This window comes from Brevibacillus sp. MER 51, assembly GCF_023714195.1.
In the GTDB taxonomy this organism is placed as follows: domain Bacteria; phylum Bacillota; class Bacilli; order Brevibacillales; family Brevibacillaceae; genus Brevibacillus.
Genome location: NZ_JAMAUS010000005.1, coordinates 345,964 through 360,513, shown reverse-complemented (window position 1 = coordinate 360,513; position 14,550 = coordinate 345,964). Strand labels below are relative to the sequence as shown.

The 14,550-nt window shown below is 47.0% G+C and carries 14 protein-coding genes and 5 tRNA genes; 12 read left to right on the top strand and 7 right to left on the bottom strand.

Features of this window, described 5'->3' with window-relative positions:
- Window positions 1-135: 135 nt before the first annotated feature.
- The 8 genes from M3630_RS13935 to M3630_RS13895 all read left to right on the top strand — a co-directional run bounded on the left by M3630_RS13935 (window position 136) and on the right by M3630_RS13895 (window position 4,483).
- Entirely contained in the window at window positions 136-1,572 is a 1,437-nt protein-coding gene (locus tag M3630_RS13935; RefSeq protein ID WP_251252469.1) for an RtcB family protein, read from the top strand.
- Between the two features lie 280 nt (window positions 1,573-1,852).
- Window positions 1,853-2,395, top strand: coding sequence for a hypothetical protein (locus M3630_RS13930; protein ID WP_229088094.1), 543 nt, complete (start codon window positions 1,853-1,855; stop codon window positions 2,393-2,395).
- A complete protein-coding gene (thiM, locus tag M3630_RS13925) occupies window positions 2,361-3,221 on the top strand; it encodes a hydroxyethylthiazole kinase (RefSeq protein ID WP_251252468.1) in 861 nt (286 codons plus the stop codon). Before M3630_RS13930 ends, thiM begins: the two co-directional genes overlap by 35 nt.
- 784 nt (window positions 3,222-4,005) lie before the next feature.
- A tRNA-Ser gene (locus tag M3630_RS13915) sits at window positions 4,006-4,098 on the top strand.
- Window positions 4,099-4,106: 8 nt separating this feature from the next.
- Window positions 4,107-4,180 (top strand) — tRNA-Glu (locus tag M3630_RS13910).
- Window positions 4,181-4,218: 38 nt separating this feature from the next.
- A tRNA-Val gene (locus M3630_RS13905) sits at window positions 4,219-4,294 on the top strand.
- A gap of 9 nt (window positions 4,295-4,303) precedes the next feature.
- A tRNA-Leu gene (locus tag M3630_RS13900) sits at window positions 4,304-4,390 on the top strand.
- A 17-nt stretch (window positions 4,391-4,407) separates the two neighbouring features.
- A tRNA-His gene (locus tag M3630_RS13895) sits at window positions 4,408-4,483 on the top strand.
- An 85-nt stretch (window positions 4,484-4,568) separates the two neighbouring features.
- Here M3630_RS13895 and M3630_RS13890 read toward each other — a convergent pair.
- The 3 genes from M3630_RS13890 to M3630_RS13880 all read right to left on the bottom strand — a co-directional run bounded on the left by M3630_RS13890 (window position 4,569) and on the right by M3630_RS13880 (window position 6,453).
- Window positions 4,569-4,937 (bottom strand): glyoxalase superfamily protein, encoded by a 369-nt coding sequence (locus M3630_RS13890; protein ID WP_251252466.1) that lies wholly within the window; start codon window positions 4,935-4,937, stop codon window positions 4,569-4,571.
- Window positions 4,934-5,398, bottom strand: a complete 465-nt coding sequence (locus tag M3630_RS13885) for a DinB family protein (RefSeq protein WP_173608267.1) — start codon at window positions 5,396-5,398, stop codon at window positions 4,934-4,936. Before M3630_RS13885 ends, M3630_RS13890 begins: the two co-directional genes overlap by 4 nt.
- 146 nt (window positions 5,399-5,544) lie before the next feature.
- On the bottom strand, window positions 5,545-6,453 hold the full coding sequence (locus M3630_RS13880) for an EamA family transporter (protein ID WP_221869075.1): 909 nt from the start codon (window positions 6,451-6,453) through the stop codon (window positions 5,545-5,547).
- Between the two features lie 287 nt (window positions 6,454-6,740).
- Here M3630_RS13880 and rarD point away from each other — a divergent pair, with 287 nt between their 5' ends.
- Window positions 6,741-7,649, top strand: a complete 909-nt coding sequence (gene rarD / locus M3630_RS13875) for an EamA family transporter RarD (RefSeq protein WP_251252465.1) — start codon at window positions 6,741-6,743, stop codon at window positions 7,647-7,649.
- Window positions 7,650-7,720: 71 nt separating this feature from the next.
- On the opposite strand, the gene pdxK is transcribed toward rarD, so the two are convergent.
- Window positions 7,721-8,548, bottom strand: a complete 828-nt coding sequence (gene pdxK / locus M3630_RS13870) for a pyridoxine/pyridoxal/pyridoxamine kinase (RefSeq protein ID WP_237898773.1) — start codon at window positions 8,546-8,548, stop codon at window positions 7,721-7,723.
- Window positions 8,549-8,719: 171 nt separating this feature from the next.
- Window positions 8,720-8,893 carry a hypothetical protein gene (locus M3630_RS13865; RefSeq protein ID WP_007723176.1) on the bottom strand — a complete coding sequence of 58 codons (174 nt, stop codon included), beginning with the start codon at window positions 8,891-8,893 and terminating at the stop codon, window positions 8,720-8,722.
- A 221-nt stretch (window positions 8,894-9,114) separates the two neighbouring features.
- Here M3630_RS13865 and M3630_RS13860 point away from each other — a divergent pair, with 221 nt between their 5' ends.
- Genes M3630_RS13860 through M3630_RS13850 form a run of 3 tightly spaced genes read left to right on the top strand, consistent with a single transcriptional unit; the run spans window position 9,115 to window position 12,843 of the window.
- Window positions 9,115-9,816, top strand: a complete 702-nt coding sequence (locus M3630_RS13860) for an ABC transporter ATP-binding protein (RefSeq protein WP_173608263.1) — start codon at window positions 9,115-9,117, stop codon at window positions 9,814-9,816.
- A 24-nt stretch (window positions 9,817-9,840) separates the two neighbouring features.
- Window positions 9,841-11,301: an ABC transporter permease gene (locus M3630_RS13855; protein ID WP_173608262.1), complete on the top strand. Its 1,461-nt coding sequence runs from the start codon at window positions 9,841-9,843 to the stop codon at window positions 11,299-11,301.
- A gap of 24 nt (window positions 11,302-11,325) precedes the next feature.
- The gene (locus tag M3630_RS13850) at window positions 11,326-12,843 is read left to right on the top strand and encodes an efflux RND transporter periplasmic adaptor subunit (protein WP_173608261.1); all 1,518 of its coding nucleotides are present in this window, start codon (window positions 11,326-11,328) and stop codon (window positions 12,841-12,843) included.
- Window positions 12,844-12,934: 91 nt separating this feature from the next.
- Here M3630_RS13850 and M3630_RS13845 read toward each other — a convergent pair whose 3' ends face one another.
- Both M3630_RS13845 and M3630_RS13840 read right to left on the bottom strand, forming a co-directional pair.
- Window positions 12,935-13,609 (bottom strand): type 1 periplasmic-binding domain-containing protein, encoded by a 675-nt coding sequence (locus tag M3630_RS13845; RefSeq protein ID WP_251252464.1) that lies wholly within the window; start codon window positions 13,607-13,609, stop codon window positions 12,935-12,937.
- Entirely contained in the window at window positions 13,606-14,406 is an 801-nt protein-coding gene (locus tag M3630_RS13840; RefSeq protein WP_251252463.1) for a class I SAM-dependent methyltransferase, read from the bottom strand. The genes M3630_RS13845 and M3630_RS13840 overlap by 4 nt, the downstream gene beginning before the upstream one ends.
- Between the last annotated feature and the right edge of the window lie 144 nt (window positions 14,407-14,550).

The window sequence follows — 14,550 nt, the reverse complement described above, 5'->3', positions numbered from 1 at the left end:
ATTACGAAGAGGCGGAAGAGAAGTCAATGAGAAAAAGAGATTCGTAATACTTTTACCATGTTCAAACCAGATGCGCGGATGGAAAATAAGGGTATGAAAAACAGCGCAGGCTGTGAGAGACAGGAGAATTGGATAATGAAAACAATTTTGCATGGAAACAACCATCGTGAAGTGAAGCTGGAGCATGGAGAAGTGCACGTTTTTGCGAATGACGAAGTCTTTGCGAGCTTCGGTGAACGCGTATATCAAATGGCAGACAATAATTTGCGGATTCCGCGAAATGTTTATTTTTCGTATACCCCCGATGCGCATGTAGGCGTTGGGACCTGCATTGGGACGACAGCCGTTTGGAATCTTGCCGATGGATTTGTCTCGCCTTCCATCGTCGGATCAGACATTGGATGTGGAATGCGTGTACATCTGACTCCGTTGCATCGAGATGACCTCAAAGACAAGAGCCTAAAACGTGCATTGATCGAAGCGATCGAAGCGTACGTCCCGACAAACGAGCGGGGTCATACGCATTTTACGGATATTCGCTTGGAGGAAGTGGTGAAGCATGGTTTAAAAGGGCTGCCGAGCAACTATATTCCGGATACAGAAGCAGCACCCGACACTTTAAGCCGTTCTTTCTCGCATGTGGAAAAGTACACATTTGAATTCGACCATTCCTTCCTGGAGCAAATACCGCAAAAATCTTGGAGTCGTGCGTGGGGCCAGTTGGGGACATTGGGGGGCGGTAACCACTTTATTGAAATCCAGCATATCGAGATCGCGGAGGAGAACAGGGAGATTGCCAAAGCGTGGGGACTGTTCGACGGCCAGGTCGTCATCATGATTCATTCCGGTTCGCGTGCGTGGGGGGCTATGCTCGGGCGGGATTATACCAAAAGCTTCAAGGAAGCCATGTACAAATGGGGGATTCATAATCCTGAGCCGAGCCTGGTATATGCTCCGATCCAAAGCGAGGAAGGGCAACAGTATTTGAATTTGATGTACTCCGCGCTGAACTTTGCAGTAACGAATCGGCATATGATCGGATTTTCAGTAGAGCAGGCATTTCGGGATGTTTTTGGTAGTGAGATGCGTACACCTGTCCTGTATGATCTGATGCATAATTACGCCTTGAAAGAATTCCATCGCAACACACCGATGCTCGTCCACCGCAAAGGAGCGACGAAGGCGTTGCCAGCAGGCCATTTCCAAAATCCGAAGGCTTATCGCGAAACCGGACATCCAGCTTTGATCCCCGGTTCTATGGGAACATCGTCCTATATCATGGTTGGATCGGAGGCCGGTGCGAAAAACTTTTATTCGATCTGTCATGGTGCTGGGCGTGTTCGTTCTCGCAAAGCAACCAAGGAGCTCGTGACCATCGATCAATTTGAGCAGGCAATGCGCGTGGGACAGGAAGACGAGATCATGGTGAATCACCGTTCGCTTGCTTCCATCCTTGATGAATGCCCGCAAGCCTATAAAGATGTGGATCAAATCATCGATTCGGTAGTGGGAGCAAATCTTGCATCTGTCGTAGCAAAATGTAACCCTCTTATTGCCATAAAAGGAGTATAATGAAGAGTGGCTTCCTGAAAATTTTGAGGGAGCCACCTTTTGCAATTTAACTTACACTAAATTACAGAAGTTAAATTGTGAACAAATTGCTGAGAAGTTTCAAAAAATAGGTTCGAATGTAACATAAATTGCATCGCTTCCTCAACCGATACCAAAAGAGAGACAAAATAGGGGAGATAGGGGAACAGATATGCCTACATACTATTACTTCACCTGCCTAAAATGCCGAACCCGGGGGGGAGTTTTCGGCGAACAGGCCTGGGGCTGGGGAAACTTTGACATGATCGAGTCCTTCAAATACCTGGCTCACCACATCCGTACATGCGGAGAAGATTCAATTCGCGTGATTTCTGAGGATGTAGATGATTATGTAGATCAGCTACACGGAGAGTACAACACCTTCCTTGAGCAAACGAAGCATATATTTCCGCATTCCAAAGATTGGGAGTTCCTTGATCGATGGAAAACACTAAAGGTAGAAGAAATGAAGCTAAAATGGGTCGAGGAAAACCGAATCATGCATCCAGATGATCGGATGAAAATATGCGGAGTCCTTGATGCCGTGGATATCTTGAAAGAAGGGGCGGGAAGAGTCTCCTTCAGTGCCAGCGTGACGGATGAGGATGGGAAAGTGTGGAAAATTGTAGCTAACATGCACGAATTACCCATCTTAAAGCAAGCGTATATCATCATTGGCGTCATGCAAGAGCATTCTATATTAGGAGAAGTCATCGAGGTATACAAGATGATTCCACGATTCGCTGTTCAAGAGGAAAGGGGTAACGATCATGATTCTGGAGACAATCGGGCAATTACTAACTAAAGTGCGCGAGGAAAATCCACTCGTTCATAACATAACGAACGTAGTTGTCACGAACTTTACAGCGAACGGTTTGTTAGCTCTTGGTGCGTCACCTGTCATGGCGTACGCCAAACAAGAGGTGGCAGACATGGCAAGGATTGCCGGAGCTCTTGTATTGAATATAGGGACGTTGAATGAGCATGAGATCGAAGCGATGTTGATCGCAGGAAAATCCGCGAACCAGCATGGCGTGCCTGTTTTGTTTGATCCGGTGGGAGCGGGAGCAACATCGTATCGAACCGAGACAAGTCAACGTCTTGCGCAGGAACTCAACCTAGCCTTGATTAGAGGAAATGCTGCCGAGATTGCCAATGTCGTAGGGGAACGCTGGGAGATTAAAGGTGTAGATGCGAAGGAAGCAGGCGGAGATGTCGAGAACCTAGCGAGAGCAGCAGCGAAAAAGCTGGGGACAATCGTAGCGATTACGGGCAAGGTCGACGTGATTTCGGACGGAGAAACGACTTATTCGATCCATAATGGTCATCCCATCTTAACGAAGGTGACCGGAACAGGTTGTTTGTTAACGGCTGTTATGGGAGCGTTTGCAGCCATTTCAAATGACAAGCTGATCGGAGGAGCTGCGGCATTGGTATGCTACGGTGTTGCTGCTCAGTTGGCAGCCGAGAAAGCAGCAGGAGTAGGGCCAGGAAGTTTCCAAATCGAATTTTTGAATGCCTTGTATAACTTGACCACAGACGATGTTCGCCGTTTTGGATATATCGAAAAAGGGAATAAAAATTCCCCTTTAAAAAAGGGGAGGAAAATGACCGTAGAACGATTAAGCTAGATATGTTAGGCAGTAGCTGTAATTTCGTAGTGAATAAGACAGCAGCTTCTTCTGGTGCTCTGAAAGTGCTAGGAATATAAATTCAACGTGATCATCATCGTATGGACGGACATAAAAACGGGAAATACCATGACAAATAATTTCTCTCTTTAACGTCAGCGCCACACTGGCGTCTGTTCGTATGTGCAATTCCACGCTGTGTACCCTCCTTGGACATTCAATAGAGTACCAAAAAAATACAAGGAAAAACAAGGGAATTATGACTGATTTATGTCCAAGTTGTTACCGTTTTTTGGATGAAAACTGGCAAGGAGAACGATTCAGAAAAAACTAGCGTGGATTGCTGGGAAAGCACCCTGTTCGAGAGAAAAAGTTCGAGATGAGTCCGGCCATTCTCCCTTTTTCCGTTGAGCTATTTACTTTATTTCGAAGGCACCGTACGAGCTCCTGATCACAGTGACAAGAAAAATAACCGTGCTTTTGATAGCAATAATCATGCCTCTTGCAGCATCTGTCGACATCATCAATCGGCGCAGCCGGCCCGGAGCATCCAGGCCCGCACCAGTTTCCGTACAAACAGGGGAAGCCTACTGAACGGCGCTTTCTTTTTGACAACTGACATCACTCCGTCTTGTAAAGGAATACTACTTGTATCATATTGAACCGGAAGTGAAGTTGCTTTAGGCAATCTCCCTTTTTTCGTAAACTTTCAAAATATCACTTGAAATCATGTTGTGAATATGATAGATTAATTCTTGCCGAAGCGAACGTTTGCAGGCTCGATGGATGGATGTCCGAGCGGCCGAAGGAGCACGATTGGAAATCGTGTAGGCGGTGTCGAACCGTCTCGTGGGTTCAAATCCCACTCCATCCGCCATGATACTTGGCCCGTTGGTGAAGCGGTTTAACACAGCAGCCTTTCACGCTGTCATACAGGGGTTCGAATCCCCTACGGGTCACCTAGCAAAACGCCCCCAATGAAATAGCGGGGGATTGTGGAGGCTTAGCTCAGCTGGGAGAGCATCTGCCTTACAAGCAGAGGGTCGGCGGTTCGATCCCGTCAGCCTCCACCATTTTTATATGCGGTCGTGGCGGAATTGGCAGACGCGCTAGATTCAGGTTCTAGTGGTGGCAACACCGTGGAGGTTCAAGTCCTCTCGACCGCACCAAGCAAACCCTATATATGGCGGTCGTGGCGAAGGGGTTAACGCACCGGATTGTGGCTCCGGCATTCGTGGGTTCAAGTCCCATCGATCGCCCCATCTATTTATGTTCAAAATGTTAAATGAAATTAGCCCAGCGGTGGCTCCTGTAAAGGAACTGTCGCTGGGCTTTCTTTGTATTTGTTTACGAGTGATCGACAGGCTGATAAAAGTGAAGGCGATTGCCAAAAGGATCGGTCACGCTCACTTCACGCGTTTCCCACGGCGTCTCCTCTAAATCAGGACAAGCGTACTTGTATCCTTGACGCAACAGGGACTGATGGAAAAGCTCAATGTTTTCCACCTGTACGCGAATCGCTGAGCCAGGACAAGCATCTCCGTGATGCTCGGATAGATGAATCGTGCACGATGGAGAGGAAATTTGCATGTATAAAGGAAAATGATCCTCGTAACGATGCTCCCAATCAATCTGAAAACCTAGAAAATCCACATAAAACTCTCTTGCCTTCTCAATGTCAAACATGCGAAAAATCGGCGTTATAGTCTGAGTCATTTGCCTAGAAACCTCCGGATTGTATTGAGGGAGGCGAGGTGCATCCCTTCGTGAAAAATCGTTCGTACTAGCACTTGCGCAATCGTATGCATGCCGGATTCTGTTGCGGGAAACTCTTCGTCTAATCGGTCCTTGTAAGCAGCCTGTATCTTCTGAGGTTGTTCTTGTAATAAGGAAACGAGCGTTTCGAGATTCGGCGGCGGTGTTTTCCAGTCAGCAGGCTTGGTCCCGAAGTTAAACCATTCCTTGAAGCCAGGGGGGAGCGGGATCGTTTCTTTTGTAAGGTGCGCGATCCATAAATACTGATCGAGATAAATGTGCCCCAGATTCCACAAGATATTGTTGGAGAAACCATCAGGAATGATGTTCGCATCTTCATTTGTCAAACCATCGATTGCTTTTAACGTCTCCTGTCGATAATCCTCTAGTTGCTGGAATAACACCGAATGCCGCTTTTCCATACCTTTCCCCCTTTGAGTGGCAGTCTTCGCAAATAAATTCGAGGCAGAGAATCTACCTTCCTTCTATATGAAGGGGGTGTACCAAAAAAAAGCGTGCAGAACAGCTTGTCTGCACGCTTTTTGTATGTGGTTTATAGAAATCGGCGCTACATTCTTTCCTGCTCGAGGGCGTGAGAAGGGGAGAATAGTTTCCGCCACTTTACTTGCGGTACACAAATGGCAGCCAGGATCATGAATACGCCACCCCATTGAGGGAGAGAGACAGTCTCTTGAAGCACGAAGCTCGACAAGAGCACGACTGTGGGCAGCTCGACTGCACTTAAAATGGTAGCCAGTCCATTGCCGATCCGCGGCACACCGACAGCCAAACAGAAGATCGGGATGACCGAACCGAAGATCGCAACCAAAAGACCGAGCGGCAGCAAACCTTGCAGAAGCTGACCATTTACCAAGAAAGTCGGCGGATAAACGATCGAGAGCATCAGGGCTGCCATACTAATCGAAATCGCGCTTCGCAAGTATGGATCCATTCCAGGGAGAATTCGCCCGCTGAAGAAAATAACCAGGGCAAAGGTCGCGCCAGACATCAGACCGAAGATCAAACCAACCATGTCTACGCTCTGAATACCGCTTTCGCCTAGTCCACTTGCAAGAACAGTCCCTGCTCCAAGCATAACCAGAGACACCCATTTTTCAGCGGTCGGCCATTTTCGATCTACAATCGCCTCTAGCAAAACACCGATCCAGGTAAACTGAAAGAGGAGAACAATTGCGAGTGAAGCAGAAACCCGGCTAACAGCCTGATGGTAAAAAAGACTGGTTGAGGCCATCATCAGGCTGGCTGGTGCCAAAAGCAACAAATACGTAAACGAAAAGCGCTGCTTGGAGAAAAGGATGGCCATGACCGTCATAATCAAGCCGCCAAAAATCAATTGACTCCCACTCATTTCAAATGGCGTAAAGCCGAGTTGAAAGGCATGCTTCATGAAGATCGAGAGGACACCGTAGCTGCACGCACCGAGTAAAACTAAAAAGATAGATCGCCAGTATGTCATAAGTAAAAGTTCCTTTCGTATGACTAAACTCGGAAGAATAATGACTATTGTACTACAGGTATAAAAGTGGTACAATAAAATTTTTGTGCATACTTTACTATGCTACTGAGGTAACTAGCTAGCTACGTGCATTGGTAATATGGTAACGGATGAAAGTGTAAAGAACGCGCTATTCTACGTGAGAATACATAGCTGTTTTTTCTTATTTCCGTTACACTATTTCATAGATAATAAGTTCAAAAGTTGTCTATAGAGAAAGAGAAGGCGAAACACATGGAGGAGCTAGGATGAGACAGGGGATTATTTATGCAATTGTGGCGTATTTGGCTTGGGGTTTACTCCCGCTCTATTGGAAGCTGTTTCAGGCAATGGGGGCATGGGAGATACTCGCTCATCGAATCGTCTGGTCGATTATTTTTGTTGCAATCATTATCCAGGTAACGAAACGCTGGCGCAGTATGTGGAGAGCGGTTACTGGTTTTAAAATGCTCGGAGCATTAGCGATATGTTCACTGCTAATCAGCGCAAACTGGCTCATTTTTATCTGGGCAGTGAATAACGATCAAGTCATGCAAACGAGTCTTGGTTACTACATGAATCCTCTCATCACCGTACTGCTTGGAGTCCTTTTCTTAAAAGAAAAAATGCATGCTGGGCAATGGCTCGGGCTTATGCTCGCGGCTTTCGGAGTCATGTTCATCACCTTCGAGTACGGTGAGATTCCATGGGTCTCTCTATCACTTGCTCTGACCTTTGCTTTTTACAGCTTGGCGAAGAAGCTCGTCCGAATGGAGGCGATGATCGGACTGGCATGGGAGACGCTGTTTGTGGCCCCTATTGCTTTCGGTTATCTGTTGATGCTACAGGTCAATGGGACGGAGACGATGACTTCCTTAGCGTGGTGGCAACTTTTATTGCTGACGCTTGCGGGGGTAGCTACTGCCATGCCGCTCTACTGGTTCGCCCAAGCAACGACTAGGCTCCCACTTTCCGTTGTGGGCTTCATCCAATACTTGGCACCTACGATATCGCTCTTATCAGCTGTATTTTTATTCGGTGAGCCTTTCACCCAAACACATCTCATTAGCTTTGGACTCATCTGGTCTGCGCTTATTGTATTTACGGTGTCTTCCGTACGCATGAAACGAAGAGCTGCCCCAATCAATCCCGAGGTCGCTATCAAAAAACAAGCGTAATTATAAGAAAACTCCTGACCCGCCGAGAAAGACTCGGATTTGGTCAGGAGTTTTTGTTTACTAAGAAGTAATTAGCAAATCGCTTCGCCGTGCTTTTTCATGCGGTATGCACCGTGATTAGTAGGTCCCACATATTTATTGAGTGCAAACGAGTGGCGAATCGCTTCGGTAATAAATTCTTTGGCAACAGCTACTGCGTTGTGTACAGAGCTTCCTTTTGCCAATTCCGCACAGATCGCAGCGGAGAACGTGCAGCCGGCACCATGAGTAAAGCTCGTCTCAAAGCGCTCTGATTCCATTACCTCAATCGTTTTCCCGTCATAGAAAACATCTACGGCATTTCCGCTTTGAAGCTTGCTGCCGCCTTTTACAACGACATAAGAGGTGCCGAAGTCGTGGATGCGCTTCGCCGCTTCCTTCATGTCATCGACACTTTTCAATGCGCCCATTTGGCTGAGAATACCTGCTTCGAACAGGTTAGGAGTAGCAACTGTCGCGTGCGGGAGCAAGACTTCACGCAGGCTGACTGCAATTTCTGGATGGAGTGCTTCATCTGCACCCTTACAGATCATCACAGGGTCCACGACAACATTTTTCAAATCGTATTCTTTTATTTTACGGGTAGCGAGGTCAACCAGTTCAGTGGTTCCGAGCATCCCTGTTTTTACAGCATCTACGCCAATTCCTGCGAGTACGGTTTCGATTTGTTTTTCCAGAATCGCAACATCGATCGGAAACACTTCGTGGAACCATTCGTTATGTGGATCTTGGGCTACGATAACGGTGAGGGCGGTCATCCCGAAAACACCAAGCTCCTGAAACGTTTTGAGGTCTGCTTGCTGACCAGCTCCGCCGCTGGTGTCGGAACCTGCAATGGTGAGTGCTTTCTTCATGGTCATTTGTGATTATCTCCCTTTGTATACCGCTGCACAATCGAAGCGGATCTGTACTGTCATGCACTGTAATGCCTCTCTCTATATTAAAGAGGAAGAAATCGGTGCTGTCAATAATATCCCCAAAATATAAAAACCGCCTCCCGTAGCGGGCAAGCGGTTTATGTATGTGTGCATTTATGCTTGAGAAGCAGCGTGGTGAAAAGAGAAGCTGATGGTAGTGGACATGGACTTGGAACGCTTGGTTGCAAGCTGTTTGGCTTGCTTTGCTGCCTCAAACATACTGGGTGCCTTGATGATTTCAACCCATCTGCGTGTTGCTGTTTCAAATAAAAAGCGATAGATAGTCATCTTCTTCGACCCTCCATGGTTTGTTGACATCTACATTGTAATACGTAGCCGGCTGCAAAAGGTTACATAGCTGTTACATATTTTTGAAGAAAATATGGTTGTTTACGTAAATCGTAAAATGTTTCCGAAAGAAGCGTTACGTTTTGCGAAATGTTACGTCTTTAGTATGTGATGTTTACGAAAGTTTCCATTTTGAAAGAACGAATGAGGTGCGACAAACGATGGTCAATTCAACAGGAGAGCTGACGGTGACAGGGGTCAATCACAGCTACGGAACGGGAAAAATCAAAGTGCCCGTGCTGTATGATATCAACCTTCATATCAACAAGGGAGAATTCGTGGCCCTGTGCGGCTCATCGGGTTCTGGCAAATCTACGCTCTTGAATTTGCTTGCAGGTTTGACCAAGCCGGAGGAAGGGAGTGTCATGGTTAGCGGAGCAGAGATTTCCAGCTACAGCGAAAACGAACTATGCCTGTTTCGCCGTAAAAATATGGGATTTATCTTCCAGTCATACAATCTGCTTCCGAATCTGACAGCGTTGGAAAACGTAGAGCTTCCACTGATTTTTGCAGGCGAAAGCAAGAAAAAACGTCGGGAGAAAGCAACAGAAATCTTACACCGCGTGGGGCTGGAAGGTCGTATCGACCACAGACCCAATGAGCTTAGTGGTGGACAGCAGCAGCGTGTCAGTATTGCCAGAGCACTCGTCAATCAGCCTGGCATTATCTTGGCGGATGAGCCGACGGGGAACCTGGATTCGAAGACAGAACAGGAGATTCTCCTATTAATGAGAGAAATGAACAAGGAAAATGGGACTACGTTCATCATCGTTACCCATGAGCAGGAAGTAGCGGAACAGTCCGACCGCGTCATTTATCTCCAGGACGGACGGGTTGTACAAAAAAGGACAAGACCAGCGTAGGCGAGGGTATGAGGTGAACAAACAGTGAAGGTAATGGATTCTTTTCGCATTGTCTGGAGGAATCTGTGGCGAATGAAGCTGCGGACAGCCCTCACATCGGTTGGTGTCATGATCGGGACGGCTGCAATCGTCGCAATGATGGCGCTTAGTTTAGGGCTTAAGGAAAGTGCGGTAAAAAGCTTGGAGAACTTCGGGAACTTGACAGAGATGGACGTCGAGCCATTGCGTTGGTACGAGGAAAATGGTGAATGGATCGATGTTCCAGAGGATAAGGTCAAGAAGCTGAATATGCAAGCGGTGCAGGAATTAAAAAAGATTCCTGGCATTCAGGCGGTTATGCCGATAAAAGAATTACGAGAGCAAGCGAAGCTTAAGGTAGGTAGACGAGAAGGCTACGTTCAGCTTATTGGGGTGGATGTGAATGAGTCGGCTGCCTATCGCAAAAATGACATTGAAAAAGGAACCTATCTGACAGGGGCGCCACAAGAGATAGTGGTCGCTTTCGATGTATCCAGAGAATTGCGCGACGTAGAAAAGGAAAAGCGCGAGGAACGGCGAAGAAAGGCCGGAGCTGGACGGCATGAAATGTCTCAGATGCCACCTCCTGATATAGGGGGCGGAGAAGCACTGACCTTCAATCTCGTAGACAGAGCAGGGACTCTCATCTTGTCACGCGAATATCGCATCGACGATGAACCAAAATACGAGAAAAAAGAATTGCGTGTAAAGGTTGTCGGTCAATTAAAGAAATCGGAAGAACGTAACTCGTCAGCCGCGGTTTATGTACCGATTAATGTAGTGAAAGAGCTAAATGAGTGGGTCACGCGCAGTCGAGGTGACGAAGTCGAAGAGGGAGCATCTCGCCGTTCACGCGATAAAGCCAAAAAGGAAACCTTTGAATTTGACAGAATTACTGTCAAGGTAGAGTCTCGTGAAAAGGTCGAGGGTGTAGTCAAAGCGTTGAAGGAAAAGGGCTTTGAAGTATGGTCGCCAGCACGTGAGCTGGAAACCATCAATAACTTCTTCTTCGTGATTCAGATGGTCCTCGGAGGAATTGCTGCAATCTCCTTGCTCGTCGCAACCATTGGAATCGTCAATACGATGATCATGTCAATTTTAGAGCGAACCAAAGAGATTGGTATCATGAAAGTAATCGGGGCCACTGTGTTGAATATTCGTTGGCTGTTCTTAATGGAGTCAGGTTTTATTGGCTTAATTGGTGGACTGGCTGGTCTCGGAATGGCATGGGGAGCGGTTGAGCTGGTGAATTACTTTGGAGCGTCTGGCGGTCTCTTGGATAGTCTCAACATGGGCTACGGCGGCGGTGGTGATCCAGAGGCTGAGCCAACAAAATTGGCAGTAATTCCGGGGTGGCTGGCACTCTTTGCGATTGGCTTCTCCTTTATTATTGGGGTGTTGGCGGGAATCTTCCCGGCGATCCGCGCGTCTCGTTTAAGTGCGCTGCAAGCGATTCGATCTGAATAAGTGATGAAATGTGAGGAACGTAAGATGAACAAGAAAAAATGGATCATTATCGCCACGGTCGTGGCCGTTCTTGGAGGAGGCAGCTATTACGGCTACTCATACTTCAAGGGCGAAGAGGTTACAGAAGAAAAGCCGGAAGAAAAACCGAACTTCCCGACAGCGGTCGTGGAACGAGGTGACGTCAAGAAGACAATCAACTCAGCAGGTACAGTGGAAGCGAAGGCCCGTGAGGAAGTCAAGCCAGAGCTCAGCGGCAAGGTGCAACGTGTGCTAGTGAAAGAAGGGCAGTCCGTAAAAAAAGGCGATGTTTTGTTCACGATAGACAGCTCGGATGCACAACTGGAAATTCAAAAGCTGGAGCTGGACATTTTAAAGGCGAAAAAAGAGTTAAATGAAATTAAGCAAAAGAAAGACAAGATCACGGCTACAAAAGAAGGAAAAGTGGTTGAGGTTCTTGTGGAAGAAGGACAAGATGTAAGACCGGAACAGGTGGTAGTCAAGCTGGCTAATACCGACTATTTGAAAATTATTGGACAATTTACCTCCTATGAGTCTGAACGATTCAGTGTAGGACAAAAAGTGAAGGTATTCATTCCGACTTCCATGTATTTTGTGGATGGTGTTGTCACAGAAGTGGATAGAATAGGTGAAAAAGTAGAAGGTGCTGGCGGAATTCACAATGTCGAGGTATTGGTCAAGAAGCCTGGGGCCATTTATGTCGGAGACAAGGGTGAGGTACAGTACACGGATGATAAGGGCCTCTTATATGTAAGCCGAAATCAGAAGGAATTCCAGCTGCCGGATGAAATAGAAATCTTGGCTGGTACGTACGGAAAAATCGGCAAGATCGACGTCAAAAAGGACGATGTAGTCAAAGTAGGGCAACAACTGTTCAAGATGGATATGGAAGCGTCCGGTATGGAGCTGATGGAAAAAGAACTGGCGCTAAAAAGTTCCTTATTGAACATGGAGCAGAAAAAGCGTGAAATTGCGAAGAACCAAGTAACGGCGCCAATTAGCGGTGTAATCACCAAGCTAGGCGTAAAAGAAGGCGAAGCGCCAGGATCAGAGCCTGCAGCCATTATTATGGACACGTCTTCTGTTTACTTTATGGCAGCCGTTGGAGAGCTTGATATCCCCGCGATTAAAATCGGACAAAATGTCGATGTTTACGTGTATGCATTCGGTACCGAGCCGTTTAAAGGCAAAGTCGTAGAGCTCCCGAAAGAAGGAAAAAAAGAAGACAAGGAAGTTCGTTTCGCGGTAAAAGTGGAATTGCTAGACAAGGCTGATTTTAAGCATGGAATGACGGGAGACAACGATATTATCGTCGCCCAAGCACAGAATGTCCTGCGCTTGCCAAGCAATGCAGTTGAAATTCTGGGACCAGGTCAGGGAACGGTAATGGTGAAAGATCCGAGCACCGGAGATCCAATGCCGAAAGACGTAGAAATCGGGATTGAAGGATATGATTTTATTGAAATCAAAGGCGGCTTGAATGAGGGAGAAGAGGTTCTGGTGACCAATTCCGAAGGCATGTAAAAGCCAATTGAATTCGTGTTTATGCGACAGCCCCGTTGCCACTGGCCAAAGACCTAAGCAAACGGGGCTGTTTTTTACACGCATTCCCTTTTCAACGGCTTGAACGCAATTGTAACGCTACGGACATTAGCGACGTCAAACTATGTAAAGGATGGGAAATTGTACAGTCATTTTCCTTTGCAAATTGATCAGCAACAGGGGCCATGGAGAGCTGTGCCAATGCAATAGGTTGGTCTGGAAACGTTTGGCGGAGCTGATACAGGGCGTCTTTTATCGCTTCTCTGTAAGCTTCTTGCTTGTTTTCCATGAGCAGGGCAAAAGCATTTTCGACGAGAGATACTTGTATCTCTGGATGAAGGTTGTGAGAATGGGCGTGTTTCACGAGACGCTCCATCGTAGGTTGAACAGTAGCGGGATTGGAGAACAGCAGAACTTGTGGCTCAGTATGCCGTGCAAGCTCATGAAAAAAAGGTCCATCGATTGTGAAGAGTGGAACAGTGGCAGTTGCTTCATCTTCTGGTGTTACCAGTGCAGCATACTGCGTGCATGTGATCACGATTGCATCGACCCCGCAGTTTCGCATCCAGTTTAGTTGCTCACGTAATTTGGCATTTGATTGTTCCTTGGTATGGACAGAGGTTCCTTCGTTCTGCAGGAGTAAACCTGGATCAACAAAATGAATGAGCTCTACGTCAAAGGCTGCGAACGCATCTGATAAGAGGGGAATATTCGAATAATGTCCATGGAGACAGCCAATACGGGTCATTGTGCAGCTCCCCCATGTAGAGTTTCCTTCTCTGATTTCTTGTGGGCAATGACGCGAATACGCTTGTAATCGAGCACCCAGTGTCCCTCTTGAAACAGAGCAGGACGCAGTAAGTCAGTGACTTCGCTACATACTTGCTGAATTTCATTTGAGGACAGTCCCGCGAAAAAAGGACTGCAAAAAGAATTCAGCCAATGTGACAGCCCCAGGTCTCCATCAGCCATGACTGTCGGGCGATCAAAATGGGAGGCAAGTACGACATGGAAGCCTTGCTTTTCCAAAAGAGTCGTGTACTCTCCTATGCTGGGAAAATACCAAGGCGAGCGCTCGTCGGCAGATATTCCTCTTCGTGCTAAAACAGTCCGTAATGCCTTGGTGATTTGTCCGCAATTTCCCTGCCCTCCAAATTCAGCGACAAAGCGTCCACCGGGAGCTAGAGCCAACCAAATGGTTTCAATGACTTCAGCAGGACGTTTCATCCAGTGGAGTGCGGCATTGGAAAAGACAGCGTCGTAGCTGACATCTGTACGATACGTATGTGCATCGGCTACTTCAAAGGCAAACTGCGGATATTTTTGACGAGCAGCCTCAATCATGGCGGCAGAAAAGTCGATTCCTGTCACATTAACTCCTGCAAGCGATAGTCGAGCACACAGGTCCCCTGTTCCACAGCCTAAGTCAAGAATGTTTTCTCCAGAAGCCGGCTGTAGCCAGTCCACTAAACCTTTGCCGTATTCAGAAACGAAATTCATTTTGGCGTCGTATAGCCCGGCATTCCATTGATTGGTTTGAACCATCCGAATCCCCTCCCTTTCATCCATTTTGACCGACTGGAGGGATATAAGTCAAATCTATATAAATTATAAACTTGATAGTTTTTAACTATATCCGTGCCGTGAAAAAGCTCTGTGATTGTAAAGGATATTTCGCTGTTTTTGTCG

Bases quoted from the DNA above. Each gene is read 5' to 3' on its own strand.
- M3630_RS13890 (WP_251252466.1), bottom strand. From the start codon at position 4,937: ATGACTCAGACTATAACGCCGATTTTTCGCATGTTTGACATTGAGAAG.
- M3630_RS13935 (WP_251252469.1), top strand. From the start codon at position 136: ATGAAAACAATTTTGCATGGAAACAACCATCGTGAAGTGAAGCTGGAG.
- rarD (WP_251252465.1), top strand. From the start codon at position 6,741: ATGAGACAGGGGATTATTTATGCAATTGTGGCGTATTTGGCTTGGGGT.
- M3630_RS13885 (WP_173608267.1), bottom strand. From the start codon at position 5,398: ATGGAAAAGCGGCATTCGGTGTTATTCCAGCAACTAGAGGATTATCGA.
- pdxK (WP_237898773.1), bottom strand. From the start codon at position 8,548: ATGACCATGAAGAAAGCACTCACCATTGCAGGTTCCGACACCAGCGGC.
- M3630_RS13840 (WP_251252463.1), bottom strand. From the start codon at position 14,406: ATGGTTCAAACCAATCAATGGAATGCCGGGCTATACGACGCCAAAATG.
- M3630_RS13860 (WP_173608263.1), top strand. From the start codon at position 9,115: ATGGTCAATTCAACAGGAGAGCTGACGGTGACAGGGGTCAATCACAGC.
- M3630_RS13845 (WP_251252464.1), bottom strand. From the start codon at position 13,609: ATGACCCGTATTGGCTGTCTCCATGGACATTATTCGAATATTCCCCTC.
- M3630_RS13880 (WP_221869075.1), bottom strand. From the start codon at position 6,453: ATGACATACTGGCGATCTATCTTTTTAGTTTTACTCGGTGCGTGCAGC.
- M3630_RS13930 (WP_229088094.1), top strand. From the start codon at position 1,853: ATGATCGAGTCCTTCAAATACCTGGCTCACCACATCCGTACATGCGGA.
- M3630_RS13850 (WP_173608261.1), top strand. From the start codon at position 11,326: ATGAACAAGAAAAAATGGATCATTATCGCCACGGTCGTGGCCGTTCTT.
- thiM (WP_251252468.1), top strand. From the start codon at position 2,361: ATGATTCTGGAGACAATCGGGCAATTACTAACTAAAGTGCGCGAGGAA.
- M3630_RS13865 (WP_007723176.1), bottom strand. From the start codon at position 8,893: ATGACTATCTATCGCTTTTTATTTGAAACAGCAACACGCAGATGGGTT.